26 protein-coding genes and 1 riboswitch are annotated in these 25,398 nt (G+C 43.3%); of the genes, 22 read left to right on the top strand and 4 right to left on the bottom strand.

Annotated features, from left to right (window positions below):
• Nucleotides 1-222: 222 nt before the first annotated feature.
• From AC3AQ9_RS16290 to AC3AQ9_RS16280, 3 genes are all read left to right on the top strand, one after another.
• A complete protein-coding gene (locus AC3AQ9_RS16290; protein WP_488308546.1) occupies nt 223-1,530 on the top strand; it encodes a CitMHS family transporter in 1,308 nt (435 codons plus the stop codon).
• A 361-nt stretch (nt 1,531-1,891) separates the two neighbouring features.
• Nucleotides 1,892-3,388, top strand: a complete 1,497-nt coding sequence (locus AC3AQ9_RS16285; protein ID WP_488308545.1) for a glycine betaine uptake BCCT transporter — start codon at nt 1,892-1,894, stop codon at nt 3,386-3,388.
• Between the two features lie 187 nt (nt 3,389-3,575).
• Nucleotides 3,576-4,499 (top strand): 5'-3' exonuclease, encoded by a 924-nt coding sequence (locus tag AC3AQ9_RS16280; RefSeq protein ID WP_488308544.1) that lies wholly within the window; start codon nt 3,576-3,578, stop codon nt 4,497-4,499.
• On the opposite strand, the gene AC3AQ9_RS16275 is transcribed toward AC3AQ9_RS16280, so the two are convergent.
• The 3 genes from AC3AQ9_RS16275 to AC3AQ9_RS16265 form a co-directional block, all read right to left on the bottom strand.
• Nucleotides 4,461-4,982, bottom strand: coding sequence for a C39 family peptidase (locus AC3AQ9_RS16275; RefSeq protein WP_488308543.1), 522 nt, complete (start codon nt 4,980-4,982; stop codon nt 4,461-4,463). The two genes, AC3AQ9_RS16280 and AC3AQ9_RS16275, sit on opposite strands and share 39 nt — an antisense overlap.
• A gap of 29 nt (nt 4,983-5,011) precedes the next feature.
• Nucleotides 5,012-5,476, bottom strand: a complete 465-nt coding sequence (locus AC3AQ9_RS16270) for an STAS domain-containing protein (RefSeq protein WP_488308542.1) — start codon at nt 5,474-5,476, stop codon at nt 5,012-5,014.
• 63 nt (nt 5,477-5,539) lie between these two features.
• Nucleotides 5,540-5,860, bottom strand: coding sequence for a thioredoxin family protein (locus AC3AQ9_RS16265; protein WP_488308541.1), 321 nt, complete (start codon nt 5,858-5,860; stop codon nt 5,540-5,542).
• Between the two features lie 204 nt (nt 5,861-6,064).
• Between AC3AQ9_RS16265 and AC3AQ9_RS16260 the strand changes: the two genes are divergently transcribed.
• From AC3AQ9_RS16260 to AC3AQ9_RS16170, 19 genes are all read left to right on the top strand, one after another.
• Nucleotides 6,065-8,449, top strand: a complete 2,385-nt coding sequence (locus AC3AQ9_RS16260; RefSeq protein WP_488308540.1) for a 3-hydroxyacyl-CoA dehydrogenase NAD-binding domain-containing protein — start codon at nt 6,065-6,067, stop codon at nt 8,447-8,449.
• A 28-nt stretch (nt 8,450-8,477) separates the two neighbouring features.
• Entirely contained in the window at nt 8,478-9,653 is a 1,176-nt protein-coding gene (locus AC3AQ9_RS16255) for an acetyl-CoA C-acetyltransferase (protein ID WP_488308539.1), read from the top strand.
• Between the two features lie 279 nt (nt 9,654-9,932).
• Nucleotides 9,933-11,714: an acyl-CoA dehydrogenase FadE gene (locus tag AC3AQ9_RS16250; protein WP_488308538.1), complete on the top strand. Its 1,782-nt coding sequence runs from the start codon at nt 9,933-9,935 to the stop codon at nt 11,712-11,714.
• 92 nt (nt 11,715-11,806) lie between these two features.
• Nucleotides 11,807-12,160 (top strand): arsenate reductase family protein, encoded by a 354-nt coding sequence (locus AC3AQ9_RS16245; RefSeq protein WP_488308537.1) that lies wholly within the window; start codon nt 11,807-11,809, stop codon nt 12,158-12,160.
• Between the two features lie 78 nt (nt 12,161-12,238).
• Nucleotides 12,239-12,619 carry a glycine cleavage system protein GcvH gene (gene gcvH / locus AC3AQ9_RS16240; RefSeq protein ID WP_488308536.1) on the top strand — a complete coding sequence of 127 codons (381 nt, stop codon included), beginning with the start codon at nt 12,239-12,241 and terminating at the stop codon, nt 12,617-12,619.
• 136 nt (nt 12,620-12,755) lie between these two features.
• Nucleotides 12,756-13,094, top strand: a complete 339-nt coding sequence (locus AC3AQ9_RS16235; RefSeq protein WP_488308535.1) for a hypothetical protein — start codon at nt 12,756-12,758, stop codon at nt 13,092-13,094.
• A gap of 5 nt (nt 13,095-13,099) precedes the next feature.
• Entirely contained in the window at nt 13,100-13,405 is a 306-nt protein-coding gene (locus AC3AQ9_RS16230; protein ID WP_488308534.1) for a thioredoxin family protein, read from the top strand.
• 138 nt (nt 13,406-13,543) lie between these two features.
• Nucleotides 13,544-13,648, top strand: a riboswitch (SAM riboswitch).
• Nucleotides 13,649-13,731: 83 nt separating this feature from the next.
• On the top strand, nt 13,732-14,757 hold the full coding sequence (locus AC3AQ9_RS16225; protein WP_488308533.1) for a methionine ABC transporter ATP-binding protein: 1,026 nt from the start codon (nt 13,732-13,734) through the stop codon (nt 14,755-14,757).
• The gene (locus AC3AQ9_RS16220; protein ID WP_488308532.1) at nt 14,750-15,418 is read left to right on the top strand and encodes a methionine ABC transporter permease; all 669 of its coding nucleotides are present in this window, start codon (nt 14,750-14,752) and stop codon (nt 15,416-15,418) included. The genes AC3AQ9_RS16225 and AC3AQ9_RS16220 overlap by 8 nt, the downstream gene beginning before the upstream one ends.
• Before the next feature lie 40 nt (nt 15,419-15,458).
• Nucleotides 15,459-16,277: a MetQ/NlpA family ABC transporter substrate-binding protein gene (locus AC3AQ9_RS16215; RefSeq protein WP_488308531.1), complete on the top strand. Its 819-nt coding sequence runs from the start codon at nt 15,459-15,461 to the stop codon at nt 16,275-16,277.
• A 293-nt stretch (nt 16,278-16,570) separates the two neighbouring features.
• On the top strand, nt 16,571-17,743 hold the full coding sequence (locus AC3AQ9_RS16210) for a dicarboxylate/amino acid:cation symporter (RefSeq protein ID WP_488308530.1): 1,173 nt from the start codon (nt 16,571-16,573) through the stop codon (nt 17,741-17,743).
• Between the two features lie 101 nt (nt 17,744-17,844).
• Nucleotides 17,845-18,375, top strand: coding sequence for a hypothetical protein (locus AC3AQ9_RS16205; protein ID WP_488308529.1), 531 nt, complete (start codon nt 17,845-17,847; stop codon nt 18,373-18,375).
• A gap of 194 nt (nt 18,376-18,569) precedes the next feature.
• On the top strand, nt 18,570-18,725 hold the full coding sequence (locus AC3AQ9_RS16200) for a YuzK family famiily protein (protein WP_300992094.1): 156 nt from the start codon (nt 18,570-18,572) through the stop codon (nt 18,723-18,725).
• Between the two features lie 264 nt (nt 18,726-18,989).
• Complete coding sequence (gene sufC / locus AC3AQ9_RS16195) at nt 18,990-19,775, top strand: Fe-S cluster assembly ATPase SufC (protein ID WP_488308678.1); 786 nt, start codon at nt 18,990-18,992, stop codon at nt 19,773-19,775.
• Between the two features lie 18 nt (nt 19,776-19,793).
• A complete protein-coding gene (sufD, locus tag AC3AQ9_RS16190) occupies nt 19,794-21,098 on the top strand; it encodes a Fe-S cluster assembly protein SufD (RefSeq protein ID WP_488308528.1) in 1,305 nt (434 codons plus the stop codon).
• On the top strand, nt 21,098-22,327 hold the full coding sequence (locus tag AC3AQ9_RS16185) for a cysteine desulfurase (protein ID WP_488308527.1): 1,230 nt from the start codon (nt 21,098-21,100) through the stop codon (nt 22,325-22,327). Before sufD ends, AC3AQ9_RS16185 begins: the two co-directional genes overlap by 1 nt.
• Entirely contained in the window at nt 22,317-22,757 is a 441-nt protein-coding gene (gene sufU, locus AC3AQ9_RS16180; RefSeq protein WP_488308526.1) for a Fe-S cluster assembly sulfur transfer protein SufU, read from the top strand. The genes AC3AQ9_RS16185 and sufU overlap by 11 nt, the downstream gene beginning before the upstream one ends.
• 20 nt (nt 22,758-22,777) lie before the next feature.
• Nucleotides 22,778-24,175, top strand: coding sequence for a Fe-S cluster assembly protein SufB (gene sufB, locus AC3AQ9_RS16175; protein WP_488308525.1), 1,398 nt, complete (start codon nt 22,778-22,780; stop codon nt 24,173-24,175).
• A gap of 183 nt (nt 24,176-24,358) precedes the next feature.
• Nucleotides 24,359-24,544, top strand: a complete 186-nt coding sequence (locus AC3AQ9_RS16170) for a hypothetical protein (protein ID WP_488308524.1) — start codon at nt 24,359-24,361, stop codon at nt 24,542-24,544.
• Nucleotides 24,545-24,619: 75 nt separating this feature from the next.
• On the opposite strand, the gene AC3AQ9_RS16165 is transcribed toward AC3AQ9_RS16170, so the two are convergent.
• Nucleotides 24,620-25,297, bottom strand: a complete 678-nt coding sequence (locus AC3AQ9_RS16165; protein ID WP_488308523.1) for a DNA alkylation repair protein — start codon at nt 25,295-25,297, stop codon at nt 24,620-24,622.
• Between the last annotated feature and the right edge of the window lie 101 nt (nt 25,298-25,398).

Genomic DNA, 25,398 nt, shown 5'->3' with positions numbered 1-25,398 from the left:
ATGAGCTATGATTCTCAATACGTTTTCATTGGATAAAAGATGAAACTTTCCGACAATGGTTTTAATGTACGAAATAGCTTTAAAGTATTTAAATGACAATATTTTGTAAACGTTTACATTCCCCCCTCGCTATTCTATATTAATAAACAATATCTAAATTGTTGCATTATTACTTCATTTAGCACCGGACACGAGTGAATAAGCAATAGAGGGGGAATAAATATGTTAGCACTTTTAGGATTTTCAATGATCGCTGTATTCATGTTTTTGGTCATCACCAAGCGGATGTCCGCGATGGTCGCATTAGTCACGATACCGATTATATTTGCATTGCTGGGAGGATTTTGGACAGGCCTCGGTGATATGATGCTGGAAGGGATTAAGCAAGTCGCACCGACGGGAGTCATGCTGATGTTCGCTATTCTGTATTTCGGCATTATGATCGATGCGGGCTTGTTTGATCCGCTGGTGTCGAAAATACTGGCGATTGTTAAAGGCGACCCACTGAAAATCGTCATCGGTACAGCTGTTCTTGCCATGGCTGTAGCACTTGACGGCGACGGAACGACCACTTATATGATCACTGTAACAGCAATGCTGCCGCTTTATAAGCGCATTGGCATGAACCCGCTCATCCTGACATGTGTGGCCATGCTGTCATTCGGTGTCATGAACATGACGCCTTGGGGCGGGCCGACTGCCAGAGCGGTTGCTGCACTTCAGCTTGATGTAGCAGATGTATTTACTCCGTTGATCCCTGTTATGGCGGCCGGAATTTTATGGACTTTATTTACAGCATTTGTTCTCGGGAAAAAAGAGCGCAAACGTTTAGGGATTGCTGAGATCCAATATTCAAAAGAAGAAAATCTGGTTATCAGTGAAGTAAGTGCAACTGCCGCTATGGAAAACACAAAGCGGCCGAAATTAATCTGGATCAATTTTCTTTTAACCGTTACATTGATCGTTTGTTTAGTGGCTTCGGTACTGCCGTTATCGACTTTGTTCATGATTGCTTTTGTCATAGCGCTGATGATCAACTATCCGAAATTGGATGATCAGAAAGAAAGAATATCCAATCATGCAGGAAATGTTTTGGCAGTAGTCGGATTGGTGTTTGCTTCCGGGATCTTTACAGGAATCTTATCAGGAACCGAAATGGTTGATGCGATGGCAAACAGTCTGGTTGCTGTGATACCAGAATCGGCTGGTCCGTATTTTGCTATCATTACAGCTGTCACAAGTATTCCATTCACTTATTTTATGGCAAACGATCCTTATTATTTTGGCGTATTGCCGATTCTAGCTGAAACTGCAGCAGTTTATGGCGTAGACCCGGTAGAAATTGCACGGGCTTCACTGCTTGGCCAACCGGTCCATGCCATGAGCCCATTAATAGCATCAGCTTACTTGCTTGTTGGGATGGCTGGCGTGGAGTTCGGGGATCATCAAAAGTTCATTTTTAAATGGGCATTAGGCTCGTGTTTTGTTATGATTTTTGCAGCACTTGCCCTTGGAGTTCTCACTTTCTAAACCAACAATATTCAGAGTTTAAAAACATCGCCATCGATTGAATGGCGATGTTTTTTATTTTCTGAAGGAGATGATTAAAGGGATAGTTTTAAAGCGAAAGGGGAATATAATTATTGTGTTTAGTTGATGGACCTAGTTGTGTAATTGTTGGAGAATCCTATCTTCTGGCATAGCATTACCTTCTTTCTGATAATGCTATGCCAGAAGCGATTTTTAAACCACTTCTAAAAAATAGTATTAAATCATACGGTGACTTAAAAACTAAGGATTCTAAATCATTTTTAAATACAAAGGTGATTTGACTTAAATTCCAATGTTCTTTAACATTAACAAATGTGTTAAGAGATAAGGAGGATACTATATGAAGAAAGTAACCAATGTTTTCTGGATTTCGCTTGTACTTGTTTTATTAGCTGTCGGGTACGGAGCGCTAGCACCAGAAAATTTCGCAGAAGTTACCGGGAATATAGAAGGATTCCTGACTACAACGTTCGGCTGGTATTATTTATTGATCGTAACGGTTATGGTTCTGTTCTGCCTGTTTTTCCTCATCAGTCCGATGGGGCAAATCAAACTGGGGAAAGATACTGATAAACCGGAGTTTTCCTTTGGTACATGGATAGCGATGCTGTTTTCAGCAGGTATGGGAATCGGTCTTGTGTTTTGGGGAGCGGCTGAACCGCTGTCCCATTTTGCCATTGATCCGGCGACTGCTGAGCCTGGGTCAGCAGAAGCATTCCGGGAATCCATGCGCTACACCTTTTTCCACTGGGGAATCCATGCTTGGGCAATTTACGGAGTAGTTGCTATGGCGTTGGCCTATTTCCAGTTCCGCAAAGGAGAGCCAGGGCTGATTTCAGCGACTCTTAAACCATTATTCGGTGATAAGATGAACGGGCCTTGGGGAGTTCTGGTAGACGTTATAGCTGTTTTCGCTACTGCTGTGGGAGTTGCGACAACACTTGGATTCGGAACCATTCAAATCAATGAAGGATTGGCCTTCCTGTTTGATGGAGTACCGGCTGACAATTTCACTGTGCAGGTTATCATCATTGCAGTAGTGACCGTCTTATTCCTTGCTTCAGCTTGGAGTGGACTCAGCAAAGGGATCAAGTATTTATCCAATACCAATATGGTACTGGCGATTGCTTTGTTTGTACTGGTCCTTGTACTTGGACCGACATTATTAATTCTCAATATGTTTACCGATACACTCGGCACTTACTTCCAGAACTTAGTCCGCATGAGTTTCCGTGCAGCGCCGATTGACGGTGAGAACCGGGCATGGATAGATGGTTGGACTATCTTCTACTGGGCATGGTGGATTTCTTGGGCTCCATTCGTCGGTATATTTATTGCACGGATTTCAAGAGGACGGACAATCCGCCAGTTCCTTTTCGGTGTGTTGGTAGTGCCAACCGTGATTTCCTTCATCTGGTTTGCGACATTCGGTACGACTGCTATGAATGTGCAAAACAATGGGGTGGATTTAACAGGCTTACTGACTTCTGAGATTTTGTTTGGTGTATTCAATGAAATGCCAATGGGCATCATTTTATCAATTATCGCCATTTTATTGGTTTCAACGTTCTTTATCACATCGGCCGACTCGGCGACATTCGTATTGGGAATGCAATCGACAAACGGTTCATTGCACCCGGCAAATACAGTAAAGTTAGCTTGGGGAATTTCCCAATCATTGGTTGCGGTTATTCTTTTATCGGCAGGAGGGCTGGATGCGCTTCAAACGGCATTGATCATAGCCGCATTCCCGTTCTCATTTATCATGCTCTTAATGATGGGATCGTTTTACAAATCACTCAGCTCAGAGTATAAAGTATTCAAACGTAAACGTTAAAACCGCCGCTTCGGCGGTTTTTTTGTCGGGAATAAAGAAGCTTCAGTTAATAGAAGCAGCTCTATTGATTGTCAGTGGCTCAACAGGGCGTGGAACTGCAGCTTGAAGAAGGGGAGTTTTAATAACCCTTAAACTAGCATAAGAGGTATAATGAGGAGAGTGTTTGATGAAGGATGGAGGATTTAAAATGATTGAAAGACCGCATGTTTTATTAGTAGATGGAATGGCTTTGTTGTTCCGCTCTTTTTTTGCAACTTCTGCAGTCGGACAGTATTTCCGTACGACTGAAGGGTTGGCGACAAACGGAGTACAGGGATTTGCACGGCATGTCCTGGCTGCTAAAACCATGATGAAGCCGACACATTTGGCTGTGTGCTGGGATATGGGAGCTCAGACGTTTCGCACTGAAATGTTCAATGGCTACAAGGCAAACCGGCCTGCTCCGCCGGAAGATATGCTGCATCAATTTGATTTGGCGAAGAAAGTATCGGAGCAGCTCGGCTGGAAGAATTACGGAGAGACAGGCATTGAAGCCGACGACTTTATCGGCTCGTTTACTAAACAATGGCAAGGAAAAGCAGATTTCACCATCATGACAGGCGATAAAGACATGCTGCAATTGCTGAATCCTTCAGTGAAAATCGCTTTCATGAAAAAAGGCTTTCACATATATGATGTATATACTGAAATGCGGTTCAAAGAGGAATATGGCATTGAGCCGAACCAATTTGCGGATGTTAAAGCGTTTATGGGCGATGCGAGCGACGGCTATCCGGGTGTTAAAGGAATCGGACCGAAAACCGCTTTGCAGCTTATTCAAAAATACGGTTCGACCGACGGTGTGCTTGCAGCAATTGAGGAATTGAAACCGGCCCAAAAGAAAAAGATAGAAGAGCATAAGGATATGCTGCTGCTATCTAAAGAATTGGCCGTCATCAAATGCGATATCCCGCTCGACGTGACACTGGATGAAATTGTGGTGCCGAATTATACAAACGATATGGTAGAACTGTTTGACGGCCAGGAATTGAAACTGCTGGCGCGCCAATTGGAGAAAAGCCTGATTCCGGAATTATCCCCTTTTGACCGGGCAGATCCTTACGAACGTTAAAACTTTTTTATTTTCATTATAAGAAACTGTCCGTATTCTGCTCGGGCGGTTTCTTTTTCCGTTATCGTGAATATACAAGATTAGATCGTCATCCTTTTCCTCAAAACCGATAAGCGGAACCCAATGGTATTTATAAACCGGTTTGGCGAACCAATGAAATGAAAAATAACGGTCAAATTTTAAAGCGAGCGGCCGGCCAGCGAGCAGTTCGTCTTTAACTGTTTCCAATGAGCGGATCTTGTCAATCTGATAGCGCCTGCCTGCAACTTTCTTGAATTTCTTTAACAGCCGCCAAGTGAAGAGGCCGATTGGCGTAGTGCCAAGCAAACCATAAAGCTGGTCAATTTCATAATCGATTTTTTCATGATGCTTGAGAATAACTGCAATGGTAGTGGGCCCACAGGCAGACCGCTGCTTTTTTGCATCGATTGCTGTATCGTATTGTGATTTGCCTTCGAATGGAAGTAAAATTTTCAGCCTCAATACCTCCCAAAAGAAATTCTCTGATGCTATTAAATGGAATATAAGGATCTTTCATTTTCCGCAAGAAGTTTTTTTAACGCGGCCCTGAAAGTTTTGAAAACTTCCAATTCCACTTGAATGCCGGCATAAACAATCTCCCGGACAAAACGGGGATTAAATCCAACATAAATCGGGCGGAGGCCCATTAATTTAATGGCATTGTTCAGTTGGGTCAGCTCGCAGGCTAATTCGTTGTAATCAAATTTCTCTACGTCTTCGATTCGTACTCCGGTAAAATCAAAAACTACACATTCAATGTCCCGGTGTTCAGCCGCATATTGGAGCACTTTCGTGCGAATCGTTTCAAAGCGGTTCCGGAAAATAAAACCGGCAATTGGAACGAGAATCGTATTAGGTAAAATCGAAGGAATGATTGGAGCCGACATATTTTGAATCACTTTTTCATAATGTATAACTAATTCTTTTAATTCTTTAATTTCTTGCGTTGGATCCATCAAGACACCTCTATCTCAGTTATTAATTTCTATTATAGCGCAAAAAAAGAAATAGACAGTTGTCTATTTCTTTTGGTTTGCTAAAAATTCGGTAACTGATTCAGGTGTTTTTGCATGGGCGCTGTGAAGGTGAGCTGTTTTCTCGCCGTTTTTGAAAATCAATAAGCTTGGAATGCCCATAACTTCGTATTTTTCAGCTAGCTCAGGCAATTCATCACGGTTCACGTCAAACCATTTGTAATCCTTGTATTCTTCGATAATCGGATCGATGAACATATCCATGCGTGTGCAATCAGGGCACCAGCCAGCTTGGAATTTAACGATTACAGGTTCAGATCCTTCGATAATTTCATTGAATTGTTCGGTTGATGTAATGGGTTTCATAAAATCTCCTCCTAAATGTCTCTCAATCAGTTTACAATGCCTTTCATTTTTCGGGAAGAGATTGAGCTTGAGAGATTAAAATTTTTAACGATTAAATATTGCGAAAACAATGAAAATAACTTACACTATGGATATAGAGAACGTTCTATTTTTTTAAGTTAAAAATGAATGAGGGTTCATTCAAAAATCGAGGAGGGTTTTTCATTGGCTTACCAAATTAAAAAAGCAGCGGTGCTTGGTTCAGGTGTAATGGGTTCAGGAATTGCAGCACACCTTGCAAATATAGGAATTCCGGTTTTACTGCTGGATATCGTTCCTCGTGAACTATCGGAAGAAGAACAGGCAAAAGGATTGTCATTAGAACATCCTCAGGTAAGAAATCGAATTGCTGCGACTTCTATGCAAAAACTCTTGAAACAGAAACCGGCACCATTGACCGCTAAAAAGAATTTGCAGCTGATTACACCAGGAAACCTGGAAGATGACTTGGAGAAATTGAAAGACGTGGACTGGATCATCGAAGTCATCGTGGAAAATTTAGAGGTCAAAAAATCGCTTTATGAAAAAATCGATGCTGTCAGAACTCCGGGCACGATTGTGTCCTCCAATACTTCGGGCATCAGTATAAATGCCATGGCGGAAGGCCGCTCGGAAGATTTCGGCAAACATTTTCTAGGTACGCATTTTTTCAATCCGCCACGCTATCTGAAGCTATTGGAAGTGATTCCGGCAAACACGACGGCTCCGGAAGTGCTCGAGTTTATGACAGCATTTGGTGAAGACCGTTTAGGAAAAGGCGTAGTTATTGCGAAAGACACGCCGAACTTCATAGCAAACCGCATCGGTACATACGGCTTGTTGGTGACATTGCGCGAGATGCAGAACCGCGGATATTCCATCGGGGAAGTGGATTCTGTTACAGGGCCATTGATTGGCCGGCCGAAATCAGCGACATTCCGTACATTGGATGTAGTGGGTCTTGATACATTCATGCATGTAGCGAAAAATGTTTATGACCAAACTTCCGGTGAAGAACAGAAAGTATTTGAAGCGCCTGAATTGCTAAAGAAAATGCTTGAAAAAGGATGGATTGGCGCCAAGTCAGGGCAAGGTTTCTTCCTTAAAAAAGACAAAGACATTCTGGAACTGGATCCGGAGACGTTGGAGTACCGCCCAGCCGGTAATTTGAAAACGCCTTCACAAGAGATGGCCAAACAGCAGAAAGGCCTTGCAGCGAAAGTCAAAACGCTTGTTTATGCAAATGACCGCACAGGAGAACTGCTATGGAGCATTCTGTCACCGACACTCCTTTATTCAGCCAAGTTGACTGGTGAAATTGCAGATGACATTGTGGCCATTGACAATGCCATGAAATGGGGATTCGGCTGGGAACAAGGACCGTTTGAAACATGGGACGCTATCGGTGTCCAGAAGTCAGCCGAGAAGATGCAGCAGGAAGGTTTAGAGATTCCTGCATTTCTCCAAAGTTTGCTGGATAGCGGCAATGAAAGCTTCTATAAAGAAGAAAACGGCGATCTTTATTTCTTCGACGGAACCGATTACCAACCGGTGCCGGTCAACGAAAAAGCGATTGACTTAAAACGCTATAAGAAAAAGAATGGGGTCTTGAAGTCGAATGCAGGGGCCAGCCTGATTGATCTCGGAGATGGGATTCTGCTGCTTGAATTCCATTCGCGCTCCAATGCCATTGGCTTGGACATTATGCAAATGATCAATTATGCGATAGATGAAACAGAAAAAAATTATAAAGGCTTGGTCATCGGTAACCAGGGCAAGAACTTCTGTGTCGGGGCAAACCTGGGCATGATCTTGATGGAAGCCCAAGATGACAATATCTTTGAACTGGATTTTACCATCCGGACCTTCCAGAATTCGTTAATGAAAATTAAATACAGTTCAAAGCCAGTAGTGGTTGCACCGTTTGGCATGACGCTTGGCGGAGGAGCGGAAGTGGCGCTTCATGCAGCACATATCCAGGCTTCGATGGAGACATATATGGGCTTAGTGGAAGCGGGCGTCGGTTTGATTCCTGGCGGCGGCGGAAACAAGGAACTTTATATCAAACACTTGAAAGGCCTGCCGAACGGCGTAACGGTCGATTACCAGAATATCGCAAGCAATGTATTTGAAACGATTGCGATGGCAAAAGTATCCACTTCAGCAGAAGAAGCGCGTGAAAATAACTTCCTGAATTTCAACGACGGCATCAGCGTCAACAGCGATCATCTGATCTATGATGCAAAACAGGCAGCACTTGCTTTGTACGAAAGTGGCTACCAGGCACCGATTCGCGAAAAAGTGCCAGTTACCGGAGAACCAGGATATGCCACTCTTTTACTTGGAGCAGAAGGCATGTTCATATCCGGATTTATTACAGAGTACGATTTGAAAATCGCCAAAAAACTTGCTTTTGTTTTGTCCGGTGGGAAACTTCCATATGGCATGAAAGTGGATGAACAATATTTGCTGGATTTAGAACGCGAGGCATTTTTAAGTTTGGTTGCAAAACCGAAAACACAGCAGCGGATGCAGCATATGCTGGTCAAAGGCAAGCCGCTCCGCAACTAATCGATAGATATTGAAGGAGGAGAAACACATGCGCGAAGCAGTAATCGTCGCTGGGGCCAGAACCCCGGTCGGCAAAGCGAAAAAAGGCTCACTTGCTACTGTGCGCCCGGATGATTTCGGCGCATTGGTAGTCCGGGAAGCATTAAACCGGGCAGGCGGATATGATGGCCCAATAGATGATTTGATCATGGGATGTGCCATGCCGGAAGCTGAACAAGGCATGAACATCGCACGCAATATAGGAGCATTGGCAGGATTGCCGGATACGGTATCAGCAGTGACAGTCAACCGATTCTGTTCGTCAGGTCTGCAGTCGATCGCTTATGCGGCTGAACGGATCATGGTTGGCAGCGCAGAAGCCATCATTGCAGGCGGCGTTGAATCGATGAGCATGGTGCCAATGATGGGCAATGTCATCCGGCCAAATTCAAAGCTGGCAGAAACTGCTCCTCAGTACTATATGAGTATGGGCCACACTGCAGAACAGGTCGCCACTCAATACGGCGTTAGCCGGGAAGACCAGGATGCGTTTGCGGTCCGGTCACATGAAAAAGCAGCTGCAGCGATTGCGGCAGGGAAATTCGATGAAGAAATCGTGCCGGTCGAAGTCACCAAGCGTTTTGTCGATGACAACAATAAATACCAGGAAAAAACATTCATGTTTGAAATGGATGAAGGTGTCCGCCACGGCACGAGCATTCAAACCTTGAACAAGCTTCGTGCTGCATTCTCAGCCCGTGGAACAGTAACTGCCGGAAACTCTTCACAAACATCAGACGGCGCAGGAGCGGTCTTGGTAATGGACCGTGAAAAAGCCGAATCACTCGGATTAAAGCCGCTTGCCAAATTCCGTTCATTTGCAACTGGCGGCGTACCGCCGGAAGTAATGGGCATCGGACCGATTGTTGCCATTCCAAAAGCATTGAAACTGGCAGGCCTTACAGTTGAAGATATCGACGTGTGGGAATTAAATGAAGCCTTTGCTTCCCAATCATTGGGCGTTATCCGCCACCTCAACCTGGATATCGATAAAGTGAACTTAAACGGCGGGGCCATCGCTTTAGGCCATCCGCTTGGAGCAACAGGATCTATTCTGACGCTGAAGATGATGAGTGAATTAAAGCGCCAAGGAAAACAATTCGGCGTGGTGACCATGTGCATCGGCGGTGGCATGGGCGCAGCAGGCGTGTTTGAAATGCTGTAAATTATTGAGTAAGTCGAATTGAAGAAATGGCTTTTTGTATACCGCTTAGGCCGCTTAGGCCGCTTTGGGCATGGCTTTCGCAAGTAGCCAGGCAAAGAACGCCTGTCTTCTTGCTTCGCCTAGCCCGTGGACGCGCCTGCGCAAGCTCGTCGTAAAGACTTAGCCTCGCAGGCTTCGGCTAATGTCACGCCCGCGGCAAGCGAAGCTGTTTTGCGGAATATCGATTAAAAAATTTATGCATTTCAATATAACCTAACCATAAACCAGGAGGAATAAAAAATGGCAGAATCTAAGACGTTAATCAAAGGCGGCAGTTTCTTAATCGAAGACGCAGATTTATCCCGCGTATTCACACCGGAGGACTTTACCGAAGAACAAAAAATGATCGCTAAAACGACGGAGGATTTTGTGAATACGGAAGTATTGCCTGTGGTTGAAAAATTAGAAAACCACGAATTTGAGCATTCGGTGCGTTTATTGAAAACAGCTGGAGAAATCGGGCTACTCGGTGCTGATGTACCGGAGCAGTACGGTGGCCTTGGCCTTGATAAAATCGCTTCCGCTTTGATTGCGGAAAAGATGTCAAAGGCGGGAGGGTTCTCGATTACTCACGGAGCCCATGTGGGCATTGGATCATTGCCGATCGTTCTTTTTGGAAATGAAGAACAAAAACAAAAATACTTGCCGCGTCTAGCGACAGGCGAATTGATCGCTGCCTATGCCCTTACAGAGCCAAGCTCAGGGTCAGATGCTTTGGGAGCCAAAACTGTAGCTAAGTTAAATGAAGCAGGCACTCATTATGTCTTAAACGGCGAAAAACAATGGATTACAAACGCTGGCTTCGCTGATGTATTCATCGTTTATGCAAAAATAGACGGCGAGAAATTCTCGGCATTTATCGTGGAACGAGCATATGATGGAGTTTCTGTTGGACCGGAAGAAAAGAAAATGGGGATCAAGTCATCTTCTACTCGTACATTAGTCTTGCAGGATGCTCAAGTACCTGTCGAAAACTTATTGGGTGAAGCAGGGCGCGGCCATATTATTGCTTTTAATATCTTGAACATCGGCCGCTACAAATTGGGAGTAGGCACAATCGGAGGTTCAAAACGTGCACTGGAAATTACGATTCCTTACACGAATCAACGGCAACAGTTTAAAACGCCAATTTCCTCATTCAACTTAACCCGTGAAAAATTGGGTACAATGGCTTCTCAATTGTATGCTCTTGAAAGTTCGGTCTACCGCACAGTCGGCCTTTTTGAAGACCGCATGAGCGGCTTTACAGAAGAAGAGCATGCCAACGGGAAATTGGTGGCAGATTCGATTGCAGAATTTGCAGTGGAATGTTCGATGAATAAATTCTTTGGCACCGAAACACTGGATTATATTGTTGACGAAGGCGTTCAGCTGCATGGCGGATACGGATTCATGCAGGAGTACGAGATTGAGCGCGCTTACCGGGATTCCCGCATCAACCGGATTTTTGAAGGAACAAATGAAATCAACCGTTTGCTGGTTCCTGGCACCTTGCTGCGCAAAGCAATGAAAGGTGAACTTCCGTTATTGCAGCATGCCCAGCAATTGCAAGAGGAATTGCTCATGATGATGCCGGAAGAAATTGGAACAGAAGCGTTGGCACAGGAAAAATACTTGGTGAGAAACTCCAAGAAAATTGCTTTGCTTGCAGCTGGACTGGCGGCACAGACTTATGGTGCAAAGATTGAACAAGAACAGGAAGTGCTTGTAAACATCGCTGATATCGTCAGCAACGTCTTTGCGATGGAATCCGCAGTGCTCCGCACAGAAAAAGCGATTGCAGCATCCGGCGAAGAAAAAGCGCAGCAAAAATTGCTGTATACGCAGATTTACTGCCAGGAAGCCTTCGATAAGATTGAAAAAGATGCAAAAGAAACTTTGCTTGCAGCTGTGGAAGGCGACAATCAGCGCATGATGCTTTCGGCACTGCGGAAACTGACGCGTTCTACCCCATATAACGTGATAGCTAAAAAACGAGAAGCAGCTGTTAAATTAGTGGAAGCAGAGAAATATGTAGTTTGATGCCTTCTTCAAAAACGCAGTCTTCGGGCTGCGTTTTTTACATCGACCAAGGGTACTAATTTTGGTAAGCTTGGTTAAAAGGAGGTTTTTAAATGATTACATATTATGCATATCCGAAATGCACAACTTGCCGAAAAGCAAAAAAATGGCTCGATCAAAATGAGATCGAATATAATGAAGTTAATATTGCTGAAAAACCGCCATCCCCCATTGAACTTCGCGAAATTTATGAAAAAAGCGGACTTGAATTAAAGAAGTTTTTTAATACAAGCGGCATGAAGTACCGGGAACTGGGACTAAAAGATAAATTGAAGGAAATGCCTGAAGATCAGCAGCTAGCACTGCTGTCATCAGATGGAATGCTTGTCAAACGTCCGTTAGCTTGGGACGGGAAAAAAGTAACACTGGGCTTTAAAGAGGAAGAGTTTGAAAATACTTGGAAGTGATAACAGTGAAATCTTGTAATTCTATGGGTATTATGTCAAACTGAAATTGAGTACACTACATAATTTGGAGGGTTTTCGATGAGCACACCACAAGAACTTCGTTATTCTAAAGAGCATGAATGGGTTAAAGTTGAAGGCGGCACAGCCCGTATTGGTATTACGCATTTTGCACAAGCTGAACTTGGCGATATCGTTTTCGTAGAATTGCCGCAAGTTGGAGATGAACTGAAAAGAAATGAGCCTTTTGGCAGCGTTGAATCAGTTAAAACTGTTTCAGAACTTTATGCGCCTATTAGCGGACGCGTGATTGAAGTCAATGCTGAGCTTGAAGACAGTCCGGAATTCGTAAACGAATCTCCTTACGAAAATGCTTGGATGGTGGTAATCGAATCTCCAGAAGAAGCTGAAATCAGTGATTTGATGACAGCTGAACAATATCAGGAAATGATCAACGAGTAATATTTTAAAAGCGCCTATTACTTGGCGCTTTTTTTGCTAGCCGGGTGAGTTTATAAAATCTGAAGTTACCGGCTGAATCAGTGGAAAGCAGCCGTTCCCCCTTATCTTTCATCATATATCAGCGAGGTGTTGACTTATGGATAAAGTAATCGTTGTTGAAGGGCTCAGTGATAAAACCCGAATAGCGCCGCTTATTGCAGAACCCGTGACGATTCTTTGCACAAATGGTACAGTTAGTGCATCGAGGCTTGAAGAGATATTGCTGCCTTATGAAGGCTTAGATATCATCATATTGGTAGATGCGGACAAATCAGGTGAACAGTTGCGAAAACTGGTCAAACGCGAATTTCCTGAAGCCCGGCATTTTTATATCAACCGCAGTTACAAGGAAGTTGCAGCGACACCGATCCGGATTTTACTGGATGTGCTGATTTCAGCAAATATTCAAGTCAATAAGTTATTAACCGAGGGATGAAATAGATGAAAGAATGGACACATAAAGAATGGCTGAAAGAAAAAAATACAAAGTCAATTGCCGCTTATTATTTATATACACCGATGTGCGGAACATGCCAAGTTGCTTCTAAAATGATGGATGTCGTAAAAGAGCTCCTTCCAGGTATGCCGATGGGCAAAGCAAATTTGAATTATGTTCAAGAAATTGCCGAATTATACAAGGTAGAAAGTGTGCCGTGCCTGCTCATTACAGAAAATGGCCAGCTGAAGGAAAAGATATACGCCTTCCAGTCGGTCCCTTATATATACGAGAAATTAAGGTCTCTGTAAGTTGGACAAAAGAAAGGCTCTTTGATACACCGCTTCAGCCGCTGGGAATAAGGCAAAGATGATTAATTCAACATATGTATTGACGAAAAATGTCGAGCATGGTAAATTGAATCTCTGAACAATAATTTCATATCGTAACTCTTATTTAGAGTGGTGGAGGGAAGTGCCCTATGAAGCCCGGCAACCGTCATGAAAATGAAATGGTGCCAAATCACACGGAACGAAGGTTCTGGGAGATGAGAGAGCGGTTTTCGTGTTTTCACGGTCACCCTTCTGCTCAGTTCTGCGCAGAAGGGTTTTTATTTTGGATTAGGAGTTGTAAAAGGATGATTGAATTAAAAGAACTGTCGAAGGTTTTCGACACGGGAAAAGGCACTTTAACAGCTGTCGACCATGTCGACCTGTCGATTTCATCCGGTGAAATTTTTGGCATTATCGGCTATAGTGGGGCAGGCAAAAGTACATTGATCCGTTTGTTGAATGGATTGGAAAAGCCTAGTTCAGGAACTGTAACGATTAATGGCCAAGATATCTCGGCAAGCACAGGAAAAGAGCTGCGGAAGGCACGCCAGAAAGTCAGTATGATTTTCCAGCATTTCAACCTTTTGTGGTCACGCACCATAAAAGAAAACATTGAATTTCCGCTTGAAATTGCAGGGGTTCCAAAAAACAAGCGCGATGCACGCGTCCAGGAATTAGTAGAGCTGGTAGGCCTTACAGGAAGAGAACATGCCTATCCGTCCCAGCTGTCGGGTGGTCAGAAACAGCGTGTCGGCATTGCCCGGGCGCTGGCTAATGAACCTGAAGTGCTGCTTTGTGATGAAGCAACTTCAGCACTCGATCCACAGACGACGGATTCAATTTTAGAGCTATTGGTCGATATCAATAAGCGTTTAGGACTTACTATTGTCCTTATTACACATGAAATGCATGTTATCCGTAAAATTTGCCATCGTGTGGCGGTTATGGAAGGCGGACGCGTCGTCGAACTGGGGGATGTCTTGAATGTCTTCCAGGCACCGAAACAGCAAATTACAAAGCGTTTTGTCGCTCAAGTAACCGATACGGAAGATTCGAACGAAACGATCAAACATCTGCGGGAACTCTATCCAACTGGCGAACTAGTAAAATTGATTTTTGTCGGTGAACAAACCGAACAGCCTATTTTGACTAAGCTAATCCGGAAGTTCCCTGTTGATATCAATATTGTGCAAGGAAATATATCGCACACGCAGCGAGGAGCTTACGGAACATTGGTTTTACAAATGAAAGGTTCACAACAAGAGATATCGGAAGCGCTCGCTTTCTTAAATGCAGAGAATGTCCAGACGGAGGTGATGGCAAATGATTGAGTCATTATTCCCGAACGTCGACTGGGACAGCATGTGGGAAGCCACGCTCGAAACATTGTACATGACTGCTATGTCGACATTTTTCACATTTGTCATCGGATTGGTTTTGGGAATTGTCCTATTTTTGACGGCACCAAAGCAATTATGGGCTAACAGTGTTGTCAATTGGCTGACAGGGGCATTCGTCAACATTTTCCGTTCCATTCCATTCATCATTTTAATTATTTTGCTAATTCCTTTTACGAAATTTCTTATCGGCACAATCCGTGGGCCGAATGCAGCCTTGCCTGCTTTGATCATTGGAGCAGCTCCATTTTATGCGCGTATGGTATTGATTGCATTGAAGGAAATTGACAAAGGGGTCATCGAAGCTGCGCGTTCAATGGGAGCGACAACATGGACGATTATCCGCAAAGTGCTGTTGCCGGAATCCAAACCGGCGTTGATTTCGGGTATTACAGTTACAGCGATTGCATTGGTTGGATACACTGCCATGGCCGGAATTATTGGTGCCGGCGGCTTAGGAACACTCGCGTTCCTTGATGGCTTCCAGAGAAGCCGGGAAGATGTTACGCTGATGGCGACTATCTTGATTTTGATCATCGTCTTCGCAATCCAATTTATTGGTGACCGATTGACTACTAAATCAGATAAACGCTAGCAGCTCAACTATAAAAATATAGAAAAAGGGGATTAGTTAGATGAAAAAATTATTAACTGGGTCATTATTGACAGCGCTTGTACTTGCTGGCTGCGGAAGCGGCAACGGCGGAGCAAGTGAAGAAGAGTCAAGCACATTAAAAGTGGGTGCTTCAAACGTACCTCACGCGATTATTTTGGAACAGGCACAGCCGCTGCTTGAAGAACAAGGAATTGAATTGGAAATTGAAACATACCAAGATTACATTTTGCCAAACCAGGATTTAGAAGCAGGGGAAATCGATGCGAACTATTTCCAGCACGTTCCTTACTTGGAGTCACAAAAGAAAGAATTTGGCTACGATTTTGAAAATGCAGGCGGAATCCACATCGAACCGATCGGTGTTTATTCTCAGAAATATGCTTCATTGGAAGAGCTTCCTGAAGGCGCAACAATCCTAATGAGCAACTCGGTGGCCGACCATGGCCGTATTTTATCAATGTTGGAAGCTCAAGGCTTGATCAAACTGGCAGATGGCATAGACAAAACAGCTGCTGAAGTGAAGGATATTGTGGAAAACCCTAAAAATCTTGAGTTTGATGCGAACTATGAAGCAGCATTGATGGTTCAATTATATGAAGCTGGCGAAGGCGATGCGTTGTTGATCAACTCGAACTATGCAATCGATGCCGGTTTGAACCCGTTGGAAGATTCCATTGCACTTGAAAGTTCAGAATCTCCTTACGTCAATATCATCGCAGTTAATAAAGGCGATGAAGACAGCGAAAATATCAAAGCATTAGTCGAAACCCTGAAATCACAGGAAATCCAAGACTTCATCTTAGAAGAGTGGGGCGGGTCAGTAGTACCTGTCGACTAATTTCTTAAATGTAAAAAAGCATATTATGAAACTGCAGGCCGACTCGAACTGATCGAGAAGGGCTGCAGTTTTTTATTTTGGGCTTCTTTGCTAAGTTTAGTAGTGAATCTGTTGCAGAGGAGAAACCGCTTGATTATATCCAACACGGTCGGCGCAAGCAAAATAATTAATTATTATTTTGTCGAAATAATAAAAAAATTCCGCGTATTAATGAATCTATTCTAATTACTGGACCAATGTGATAGTTTTATATAATATTAAAAAAACAGTTGTTCATCTAGGGAGGACACATCATGAAGATTAAATTCGGTCTTTTACCGAGGATTATCGTAGCTATCGCTTTAGGAGTATTGGTTGGATCATTTGCGCCAGAGTGGATGGCTCGGATATTTGCCACATTTACATCGCTTTTTGGTAATTTTCTTAATTTCATCGTACCTTTAATCATCCTCGGGTTTATCGCTCCTGGTATTGCCCAGCTTGGTAAAGGATCAGGAAAATTGCTCGGCCTTGCTACATTCTTTGCCTATGCATCTACAATCGTAGCAGGGATTCTGGCGTTTTTCGCTGCAACTAGCATACTTCCGAACTTTATGAAAGCCGGTTCGATGAGTGGGATCGATGATCCGGAAAATGCTTTAGCCACATCATTTATCGTTTTAGAAATGCCGCCTGTATTCGGCGTAATGTCAGCACTTATTCTGGCATTTCTACTGGGAATCGGGATGGCTTCAACTGGAAGCAAAACAATGATTTCGTTTTTTGAAGAATTCCAGGCGATTATTGAAAAAACTATCAAATATGTCATCATTCCGTTATTGCCATTCCACATTTTCGGTATTTTCGCAAATATGGCGTATGGCGGCGCGGTCGCTAAAATTTTAACACTTTTTGCAGTGGTTTTCGTTATGATTATTATTCTCCATTGGGTCATGTTATTGATTCAATACACTACAGCGGGGACGTTAAATCAAAAAAATCCGCTTCGTTTATTGAAGACAATGCTGCCTGCATATTTTACTGCGCTTGGCACACAATCGTCAGCAGCAACTATCCCGGTGACCGTGCAGCAAGCACGTAAAACAGGTGCTAATGAAAAAGTAGTGGATTTTGCTGTACCGTTGTTCGCAACGATTCATCTCTCAGGAAGCACCATCACCATCGTTTCTTGTGCAATCGGGGTTATGCTTTTGACTGGTGATGTGCCGACAATTGCAAGCTTCTTGCCATTTATTTTCATGTTGGGCGTAACGATGATTGCTGCTCCAGGTGTACCGGGTGGAGCTGTAATGGCGGCAATCGGCCTGTTGGAAGCCATGCTTGGCTTCGATTCCACAATGGTTGCGTTGATGATCGCTCTTTATCTGGCTCAGGATAGCTTTGGCACTGCTACCAACGTAACAGGTGATGGGGCTTTATCCATGATTGTTGATCGTTTCGCAAACGGTAAAAAAGCGTTGCAATAATTTAAGGATTCAATGAATTTTGGCAATTCCACCTTCTGTATACGATTTCTAGAAGCTATGCTATTATAGCTAAGGATTTTATATTCAAGGGGGAAAATAGGATGAAGAAATTATTAACGCTCGGATTTTCAGCGGTTCTTTTCTTAGGGGCGTGCAGTGAAGAAGCTGCTACGGAAGAAACACCTAAAGAACAAACAGGAACCGAAGAAACAGCTAAAGAAACAGGCAATGCAAAACAGGAATTTATGCGTTTCTATATGTCTGTCTCTAAAACGATCAATGAAACAGATGCCGATTTGAATACGTTTGAAGTAAACCAGGCGGAAGGCACTCTTCCAGAAGGCGCTGACTTGCAAACAATGAAAGATGCAGCGAAAGCTTCTGCTGAAAAAACAGCAGCAGCGGTAGAAGGAATCGCGATTCCTGAAACTTTGGCTGATCAAAAAGAGGATATCGAGATGGCTCTAGGTTCTATTAAAGAATCGTATAGTATGAAGGCAGATGAACTTACAAAAGAAGCGAATTTCGAAGCGGCAAATGCAAAATTTGCTGAAGCGGATGAAAAACTCAACGAACTGCTGGTAGCGCAAGAACTTAATCCTTCGAGCATCTACACAGAAGTAGCAAAATAAATAGTTAGAGGCCCAGCAAAGAGATGCTGGGCCTTTTTATATTGTTTGCCAGTATACATGACAATAGTGCTATTTTCTGACAAATTAAGATGTCGGCGTTTTATCTAGAAAGATCAGGGTATAATGGTATTGACTTTAAAATTCGAAAGGAATGGTTCACTATCGATTCAAATGGCATAGAGCATACGGAGAAAATGGAGCAGGCATTTCGAGATGTACACGGATTTGGTATTGATGAATACCAAAACGACACGGACAAAATTGTAGTAGTAGAGCAGCGGAGAGAACAGGATTATCAGCAAGGCCAGCAAGTAGCTGCGCGTTTAGAACGTCTGGTACACCGTCATTGATATAGTAAGGAAAGATCCAGTGCCAAAAGGCGCTGGTTTTTTTATTGATATATATTCTCATTTAGAAGCTTTCCATTGAAAATAAAAATATTCATTTTTTAATGTGTATCATGTTTAGGGCAGAAGGAAAATGCAGTATTTTTAAAAGCTTATTTCTAAATTTACTGTCCGGTTTAATGATTTGCTACTATGGTTGTTTTCGGGTAAGATTAGAATGATACTAATTAAGAATGGTTTGCCATTCAACATCAACTTTATGGAGGTATTTACATGTCAACTTTGGTCATTAAAGATTTACACGTTGAAATCGAAGGAAAAGAGATTTTAAAAGGTGTAAATTTAACAATTAATACAGGTGAAATTCATGCCATCATGGGTCCTAACGGAACAGGAAAGTCAACTTTGGCTTCTGCTATCATGGGGCATCCAAAATATGAAGTAACATCAGGAACAATCACTCTAGACGGCGAAGATGTATTGGAGATGGAAGTTGACGAACGTGCCCGCGCTGGTCTTTTCCTAGGCATGCAATACCCGAGTGAAATCTCAGGCGTTACCAATGCTGACTTTATGCGTTCGGCAATGAATGCCCGCCGCGAAGAAGGCGATGAAATTTCATTGATGAAATTTATCCGTGAGCTTGATAAAAAAATGGAAGTTCTTGATATGGACCAGGAAATGGCTCAACGCTATTTGAACGAAGGTTTCTCAGGCGGCGAAAAGAAACGCAATGAAATTCTTCAATTGATGATGATCAAACCGAAAATTGCGGTTCTAGATGAAATTGACTCCGGTTTGGATATTGATGCTTTGAAAGTTGTTGCAGAAGGCATCAATCAGATGAGAAGCGAAGAATTCGGCTGCTTAATCATTACTCACTATCAGCGTTTATTGAATTACATCACTCCTGACCATGTGCACGTAATGATGCAAGGCCGCGTAGTGAAATCAGGCGGAAAAGAGCTTGCTCATAAATTGGAAGCAGAAGGCTACGACTGGATTAAAACTGAACTTGGAATTGAAGATGAGACTGTAGGACAAGAAGCTTAATTGGAAGGGGAAACTAACGTGACGGTTGAAACAAATTTAAAAATAACCGAGCAGGACGTGCGTTCCTTCTCGGCTTCGAAGTCAGAACCTGAAGAGTTTACAAACTTGCGTGTACAAGCGCTGGCAGCAGCGGAAGTATTGCCGTTGCCAAAACCGGACAAAACGAAAATCACAGGCTGGAACTTTACTGAATTCCCGGTTCATTCTACAGATAGTGCTGCTTATGCATCTCTTTCAGAGCTGCCTGAAGAAGTTAGATCTCTAGTGGACCTGAAACAGAAAAATCTTTATATCCAGCATAATAATACACCAGCTTACTTATCTTTATCAGATGAGCTGAAATCTCAAGGTGTCATTTTAACGGATATCTTCACGGCTATCCGCGATCATGCGGACCTTGTAGGGAAGTATTTCATGAACGATGCGGTTAAAGCGGAAGAGCATAAATTGACGTCTTTGCATGCGGCACTTTTGAACGGAGGAGTATTCCTTTACGTTCCGAAAAATGTCGTAGTTGAAGAGCCGGTCCAAGTCGTATTTATACATGACAAGGAAGATGCTTCGCTGTTCAACCACGTTTTAGTGGTAGCAGATACAAGCAGCCAAGTGACTTATGTTGAAACATATATTTCAACGGTTCCGAAAGCGAACGGTTTGGCGAATATTATTTCTGAAGTAATTGCGGAAGATAATGCGAAAATCACTTATGGAGCAGTTGATGTATTAGCTGAAGGATTTACGGCTTATATCAACCGACGCGGAGTTGCGAAACGTGATGCAAGCATCGAATGGGCACTCGGCATGATGAATGACAGTGATACAATCTCTGAAAACACAACATATTTGATTGGCGATAATTCAGTCGGCGATACAAAGACAGTGGTGGTTGGAAGAGGTTCACAGAAACAGAACTTTACCACAACAGTAACGCATTGGGGTAAAAACTCAGACGGCCAGATCTTGACTCATGGCGTTATGAAAGATGCTGCTTCAGCTATTTTCAATGGCATCGGCAAAATCGAACATGGTGCCACTAAAGCGAATGCGGAACAAGAATCTCGTGTACTGATGCTGAGCCCGAAAGCCCGTGGAGATGCAAACCCGATTCTTTTGATCGATGAAGACGATGTAACTGCAGGCCATGCTGCTTCGGTTGGCCGAGTAGATCCGCTTCAATTGTACTATTTGATGAGCCGCGGTATTACAAAACAGGAAGCTGAACGTCTTGTTATTCACGGCTTCTTGGCACCAGTGGTAAATGTGTTGCCAATCGAAGGCGTTAAAAAGCAATTGACGGAGGTTATCGAAAGGAAAGTCCGCTAATGATCAACCAAGAGATAAAAAGCTATTTTCCAATACTGAACCAAGAAATCAATGGCCATCCACTTGTTTATCTGGACAGTGCAGCTACTTCCCAAAAACCGGTACAAGTCATTGAGGCATTGAAAAACTATTATGAGTTTGACAACTCCAATGTTCACCGAGGCGTTCATACGCTCGGTAACCGGGCGACGGAAAAGTATGAAGGCGCCCGTGAAAAAGTCCGGAAATTCATCAATGCCAGTTCCACTGAAGAGATCATTTTCGTTCGTGGTACAACGACTGCCATCAACACAGTAGCGCAAAGCTATGGCAGAGCGAACGTCGATGAAGGCGATGAAATTGTAATCACTTATATGGAGCACCATTCCAATATCATTCCGTGGCAGCAATTGGCTAAAGAACGCGGAGCCATTCTTAAATATATTGAACTTGAGGACGATGGAACAATTTCCTTGGAGCAGGTGCGGGCAGCAATAACTGAGCGCACGAAAATCGTTTCAATGGTGTATGTCTCCAATGTGCTTGGCACCATGAACCCGGTAAAAGAAGTTGCACAGATTGCCCATGAAAATGGAGCGGTTCTTGTAGTGGACGGGGCGCAGGCAGCACCTCATTTGAAGATTGATGTCCAACAGCTCGATTGTGATTTCTTTGCTTTTTCAGGGCATAAAATGGTCGGTCCAACAGGAATCGGCGTATTGTATGGCAAAAAAGCTTTATTGAATGAAATGGAGCCTGTTGAATTTGGCGGAGAAATGATTGATTTTGTCGGCCTGTATGATTCAACATGGAAAGAGCTGCCTTGGAAATTTGAAGGCGGCACGCCAATTATCGCAGGAGCAGTAGGGCTTGGTGCAGCAATTGATTTCCTGAATGAAATTGGGTTGCATAATATTGAACAGCATGAGCATGCGATGGCTGCTTATGCAATGGATAAAATGAGCGGTATTGAAGGGCTTGAAATTTACGGCCCCCGAGATCCTCAAAAACGTGCCGGCATTGTAACGTTCAATTTGAATGATGTGCATCCCCACGATGTCGCGACAGTTCTTGATATGAGTGGCATTGCTGTCCGCGCGGGTCATCACTGTGCGCAGCCGCTGATGAAATGGCTTAATGTGACAGCTACAGCACGCGCTAGCTTCTATGTATACAATAACGAATCGGATGTCGATCGTTTGGTAGAAGGGCTGCGTACAGCAAAGGAGTATTTCAATAATGTCTTTTAATAATTTGGACCAACTTTACCGCCAGGTCATAATGGACCATTACAAGACGCCACGCAATAAAGGCGCACTCGAATCAAACAGTGTCAATATCGAAATGAATAACCCTACTTGCGGAGATCGTATACAGCTGACCCTTCAAGTCGAAGACAATATTGTCAAAGATGCGAAGTTTGACGGTGAAGGCTGTTCAATCTCAATGGCATCTGCTTCCATGATGACTCAAGCAGTTAAAGGGAAAGATGTAGATACCGCATTAAAACTTTCACATATCTTTTCGGATATGATGCTTGGAAAAGAGTACGATGATTCAATCGACTTAGGGGATATTGAGGCATTGCAAGGTGTTTCCCAGTTCCCAGCTCGTATTAAATGTGCTACTCTTGCATGGAAAGCCATGGAAAAAGGCGTGCAGAGCGAAGAAAAATCGTAACACAGAACGGAGGAACGATGATGGCGAAAAAAATGCCGGAAATCGGTGATTATAAATATGGGTTCCACGATAAAGATGTTTCAGTGTTCCGATCTAAACGTGGACTGACAGAAGACATAGTCAGAGAAATTTCAAGTATCAAGAGCGAACCTGAATGGATGTTAAAATCCCGTTTAAAAGCTCTTAAATTATTCTATTCAATGCCAATGCCACAATGGGGCGGCGATTTGAATTCATTGAACTTCGATGAAATTACGTATTACGTAAAACCATCTGAAGCCAGCCAGACTTCTTGGGATGAAGTTCCAGAAGAAATCAAAGCAACATTCGATAAACTAGGTATTCCTGAAGCTGAACAAAAATACCTTGCGGGTGTTTCTGCACAGTACGAATCAGAAGTGGTATACCACAACATGAAAGTGGAATTGGAAGATATGGGTATCGTCTTTAAAGATACAGATGCTGCTCTTCGTGAAAACGAGGACTTATTCCGCGAATACTGGCAGACTGTTATTCCAGCTGCAGACAATAAGTTCGCTGCTCTAAACACTGCAGTATGGTCGGGTGGATCGTTCATCTATGTACCAAAAGGCATTAAAGTGGAATCACCGCTGCAAGCATATTTCCGCATCAACTCGGAAAATATGGGTCAATTCGAACGTACACTGATCATCGTTGATGAAGGCGCAAGCGTTCATTACGTTGAAGGCTGTACAGCACCGGTTTACACGACGAACTCCCTGCACTCTGCAGTAGTTGAAATCATTGTGAAAAAAGATGCTTATTGCCGCTACACAACCATCCAGAACTGGGCTAACAACGTTTACAACCTTGTAACGAAACGTGCATTTGTTGATGCCAACGGTACAATGGAATGGATTGATGGCAACATCGGTTCTAAATTGACAATGAAATATCCAGCTGTTTACTTGAAAGGTGAAGGCGCACGCGGCATGACTTTGTCGATTGCTATCGCTGGTAAAGGACAGCACCAGGATGCTGGAGCGAAAATGATTCACTTGGCTCCAAATACTTCATCTTCAATCGTTTCGAAATCCATTTCGAAACAAGGCGGTAAAGTATCGTACCGTGGTATCGTTCACTTCGGCCGCAAAGCGGACGGCGCTCGTTCAAACATCGAGTGTGATACATTGATCATGGACAATCAGTCAACTTCTGATACAATCCCATACAATGAAATCCTGAACGATAACGTATCTCTGGAGCACGAAGCGAAAGTTTCGAAAGTATCTGAAGAGCAATTGTTCTACTTGATGAGCCGTGGTGTTTCTGAGCAAGAAGCGACAGAAATGATCGTAATGGGCTTTATCGAACCATTTACAAAAGAACTTCCAATGGAATATGCGGTAGAAATGAACCGTTTGATCAAGTTCGAAATGGAAGGCTCTATCGGTTAATGAATTTGATAACAACCCTTGGTATGACTTCGTTCATGCCAAGGGTTGTTTTTATGGAGTTTGCCATTTTATGACAAAGAAGTGAACATTTTTAGGTGTATCCCGAAAAAATCGTTACAGTTTTATAATTTAGTTAAGGGGTAAACAGGCTAAGTAAGTAAATTTCAAGGAGGAATGCTGGACATGAGCCAAACATTCGATGCATTGAAAGAAAAACTTAGCCACGCAGACTTGGGGCAAGCAAAAGAAGTGATGGAGCAAGCCAAACAAGCGCATGAAGATGGAAAAATTGACGAAAATGAAAAGAAAGAACTGTTCGAATCTGCAAAATCTATCATTGGCGAAAAAGGCCTGGGTGGACTCTTCTAACAGAATGAGTGGAGCAGTATGCTTCACAATTGAAATGCAAAAGCTAATAAAGCCCGGCGCTTATGCGCCGGGCTTTTACTGGTGGATGTTTTTCAGCGCTTCTCGTTTGCTGAGGGGCATCAATTCGTGTTCTAAGACAAAAGAGCGCACCCAGTCCGCATCGGTTTTTGCATATTCTCGCAGCGCCCATCCAATGGATTTTTGGATAAAGAATTCAGGAGAAGCGGCATGCTTCAATATAATGCGGCTTAGTACGTCTATATCTGTATGTTGTTTGAATTTCAATTGATGAAGGATTGCAGCCCGGTTCGTCCACATATTTTCAGCTTCGGACCATACAAGCATGCTGGGAGTTCCGGCAGACCTTTCTGTCTGAATCACATGGCCGAGAGTTCGAGGAGCGATGGAATCGACACTGTCCCACCAGGACTTGCTTTCAATCATTTGACGCAGAAAAGGCAAATCACTCACCGATAGGTGCTTTTTCATTTTTTCAAGCAAAGCGATGGCGGCATACTGATATTCGCGTTCCGGCAGATTGTAGATTTTTAATACTTCTTCCGCTAATCGCGCTGGGTCTGGCAATTGGTATTCCAAAAACTGCTCCTTCAGCAATGCATTTCGCAAAGGTGTTTTAATGCCCAGAAAAGGGAATTGATTTCTCATATAGGCAGCCATCGGTACAGCCAATTCCTCGTTGCGGCTGGCTTCAAATTTCTCAATGATTCCTTTATGGTCCCATTCTTTTTCCATCGTTATTTAAGCTCCTAATATTTATATACTTTGTACTGAAGATTTCAGCTGTTACAAACTTTCAGGAATTTTAAGATCGGCATGTGCTTTTTAAAAAGTGT

This window comes from Planococcus sp. VCh962, from assembly GCF_057748275.1.
The sequence above is the reverse complement of the archived record's forward strand: the minus strand, read 5'-3'. Positions and strand labels throughout refer to the sequence as shown.

Coding starts and splice junctions, on each gene's coding strand:
- AC3AQ9_RS16290 (WP_488308546.1), top strand. CDS start 223: ATGTTAGCACTTTTAGGATTTTCAATGATCGCTGTATTCATGTTTTTG.
- AC3AQ9_RS16285 (WP_488308545.1), top strand. CDS start 1,892: ATGAAGAAAGTAACCAATGTTTTCTGGATTTCGCTTGTACTTGTTTTA.
- AC3AQ9_RS16280 (WP_488308544.1), top strand. CDS start 3,576: ATGATTGAAAGACCGCATGTTTTATTAGTAGATGGAATGGCTTTGTTG.
- AC3AQ9_RS16270 (WP_488308542.1), bottom strand. CDS start 5,476: ATGGATCCAACGCAAGAAATTAAAGAATTAAAAGAATTAGTTATACAT.
- AC3AQ9_RS16265 (WP_488308541.1), bottom strand. CDS start 5,860: ATGAAACCCATTACATCAACCGAACAATTCAATGAAATTATCGAAGGA.
- AC3AQ9_RS16255 (WP_488308539.1), top strand. CDS start 8,478: ATGCGCGAAGCAGTAATCGTCGCTGGGGCCAGAACCCCGGTCGGCAAA.
- AC3AQ9_RS16250 (WP_488308538.1), top strand. CDS start 9,933: ATGGCAGAATCTAAGACGTTAATCAAAGGCGGCAGTTTCTTAATCGAA.
- AC3AQ9_RS16245 (WP_488308537.1), top strand. CDS start 11,807: ATGATTACATATTATGCATATCCGAAATGCACAACTTGCCGAAAAGCA.
- gcvH (WP_488308536.1), top strand. CDS start 12,239: ATGAGCACACCACAAGAACTTCGTTATTCTAAAGAGCATGAATGGGTT.
- AC3AQ9_RS16235 (WP_488308535.1), top strand. CDS start 12,756: ATGGATAAAGTAATCGTTGTTGAAGGGCTCAGTGATAAAACCCGAATA.
- AC3AQ9_RS16230 (WP_488308534.1), top strand. CDS start 13,100: ATGAAAGAATGGACACATAAAGAATGGCTGAAAGAAAAAAATACAAAG.
- AC3AQ9_RS16225 (WP_488308533.1), top strand. CDS start 13,732: ATGATTGAATTAAAAGAACTGTCGAAGGTTTTCGACACGGGAAAAGGC.
- AC3AQ9_RS16220 (WP_488308532.1), top strand. CDS start 14,750: ATGATTGAGTCATTATTCCCGAACGTCGACTGGGACAGCATGTGGGAA.
- AC3AQ9_RS16215 (WP_488308531.1), top strand. CDS start 15,459: ATGAAAAAATTATTAACTGGGTCATTATTGACAGCGCTTGTACTTGCT.
- AC3AQ9_RS16210 (WP_488308530.1), top strand. CDS start 16,571: ATGAAGATTAAATTCGGTCTTTTACCGAGGATTATCGTAGCTATCGCT.
- AC3AQ9_RS16205 (WP_488308529.1), top strand. CDS start 17,845: ATGAAGAAATTATTAACGCTCGGATTTTCAGCGGTTCTTTTCTTAGGG.
- AC3AQ9_RS16200 (WP_300992094.1), top strand. CDS start 18,570: ATGGAGCAGGCATTTCGAGATGTACACGGATTTGGTATTGATGAATAC.
- AC3AQ9_RS16185 (WP_488308527.1), top strand. CDS start 21,098: ATGATCAACCAAGAGATAAAAAGCTATTTTCCAATACTGAACCAAGAA.
- sufU (WP_488308526.1), top strand. CDS start 22,317: ATGTCTTTTAATAATTTGGACCAACTTTACCGCCAGGTCATAATGGAC.
- sufB (WP_488308525.1), top strand. CDS start 22,778: ATGGCGAAAAAAATGCCGGAAATCGGTGATTATAAATATGGGTTCCAC.
- AC3AQ9_RS16170 (WP_488308524.1), top strand. CDS start 24,359: ATGAGCCAAACATTCGATGCATTGAAAGAAAAACTTAGCCACGCAGAC.
- AC3AQ9_RS16165 (WP_488308523.1), bottom strand. CDS start 25,297: ATGGAAAAAGAATGGGACCATAAAGGAATCATTGAGAAATTTGAAGCC.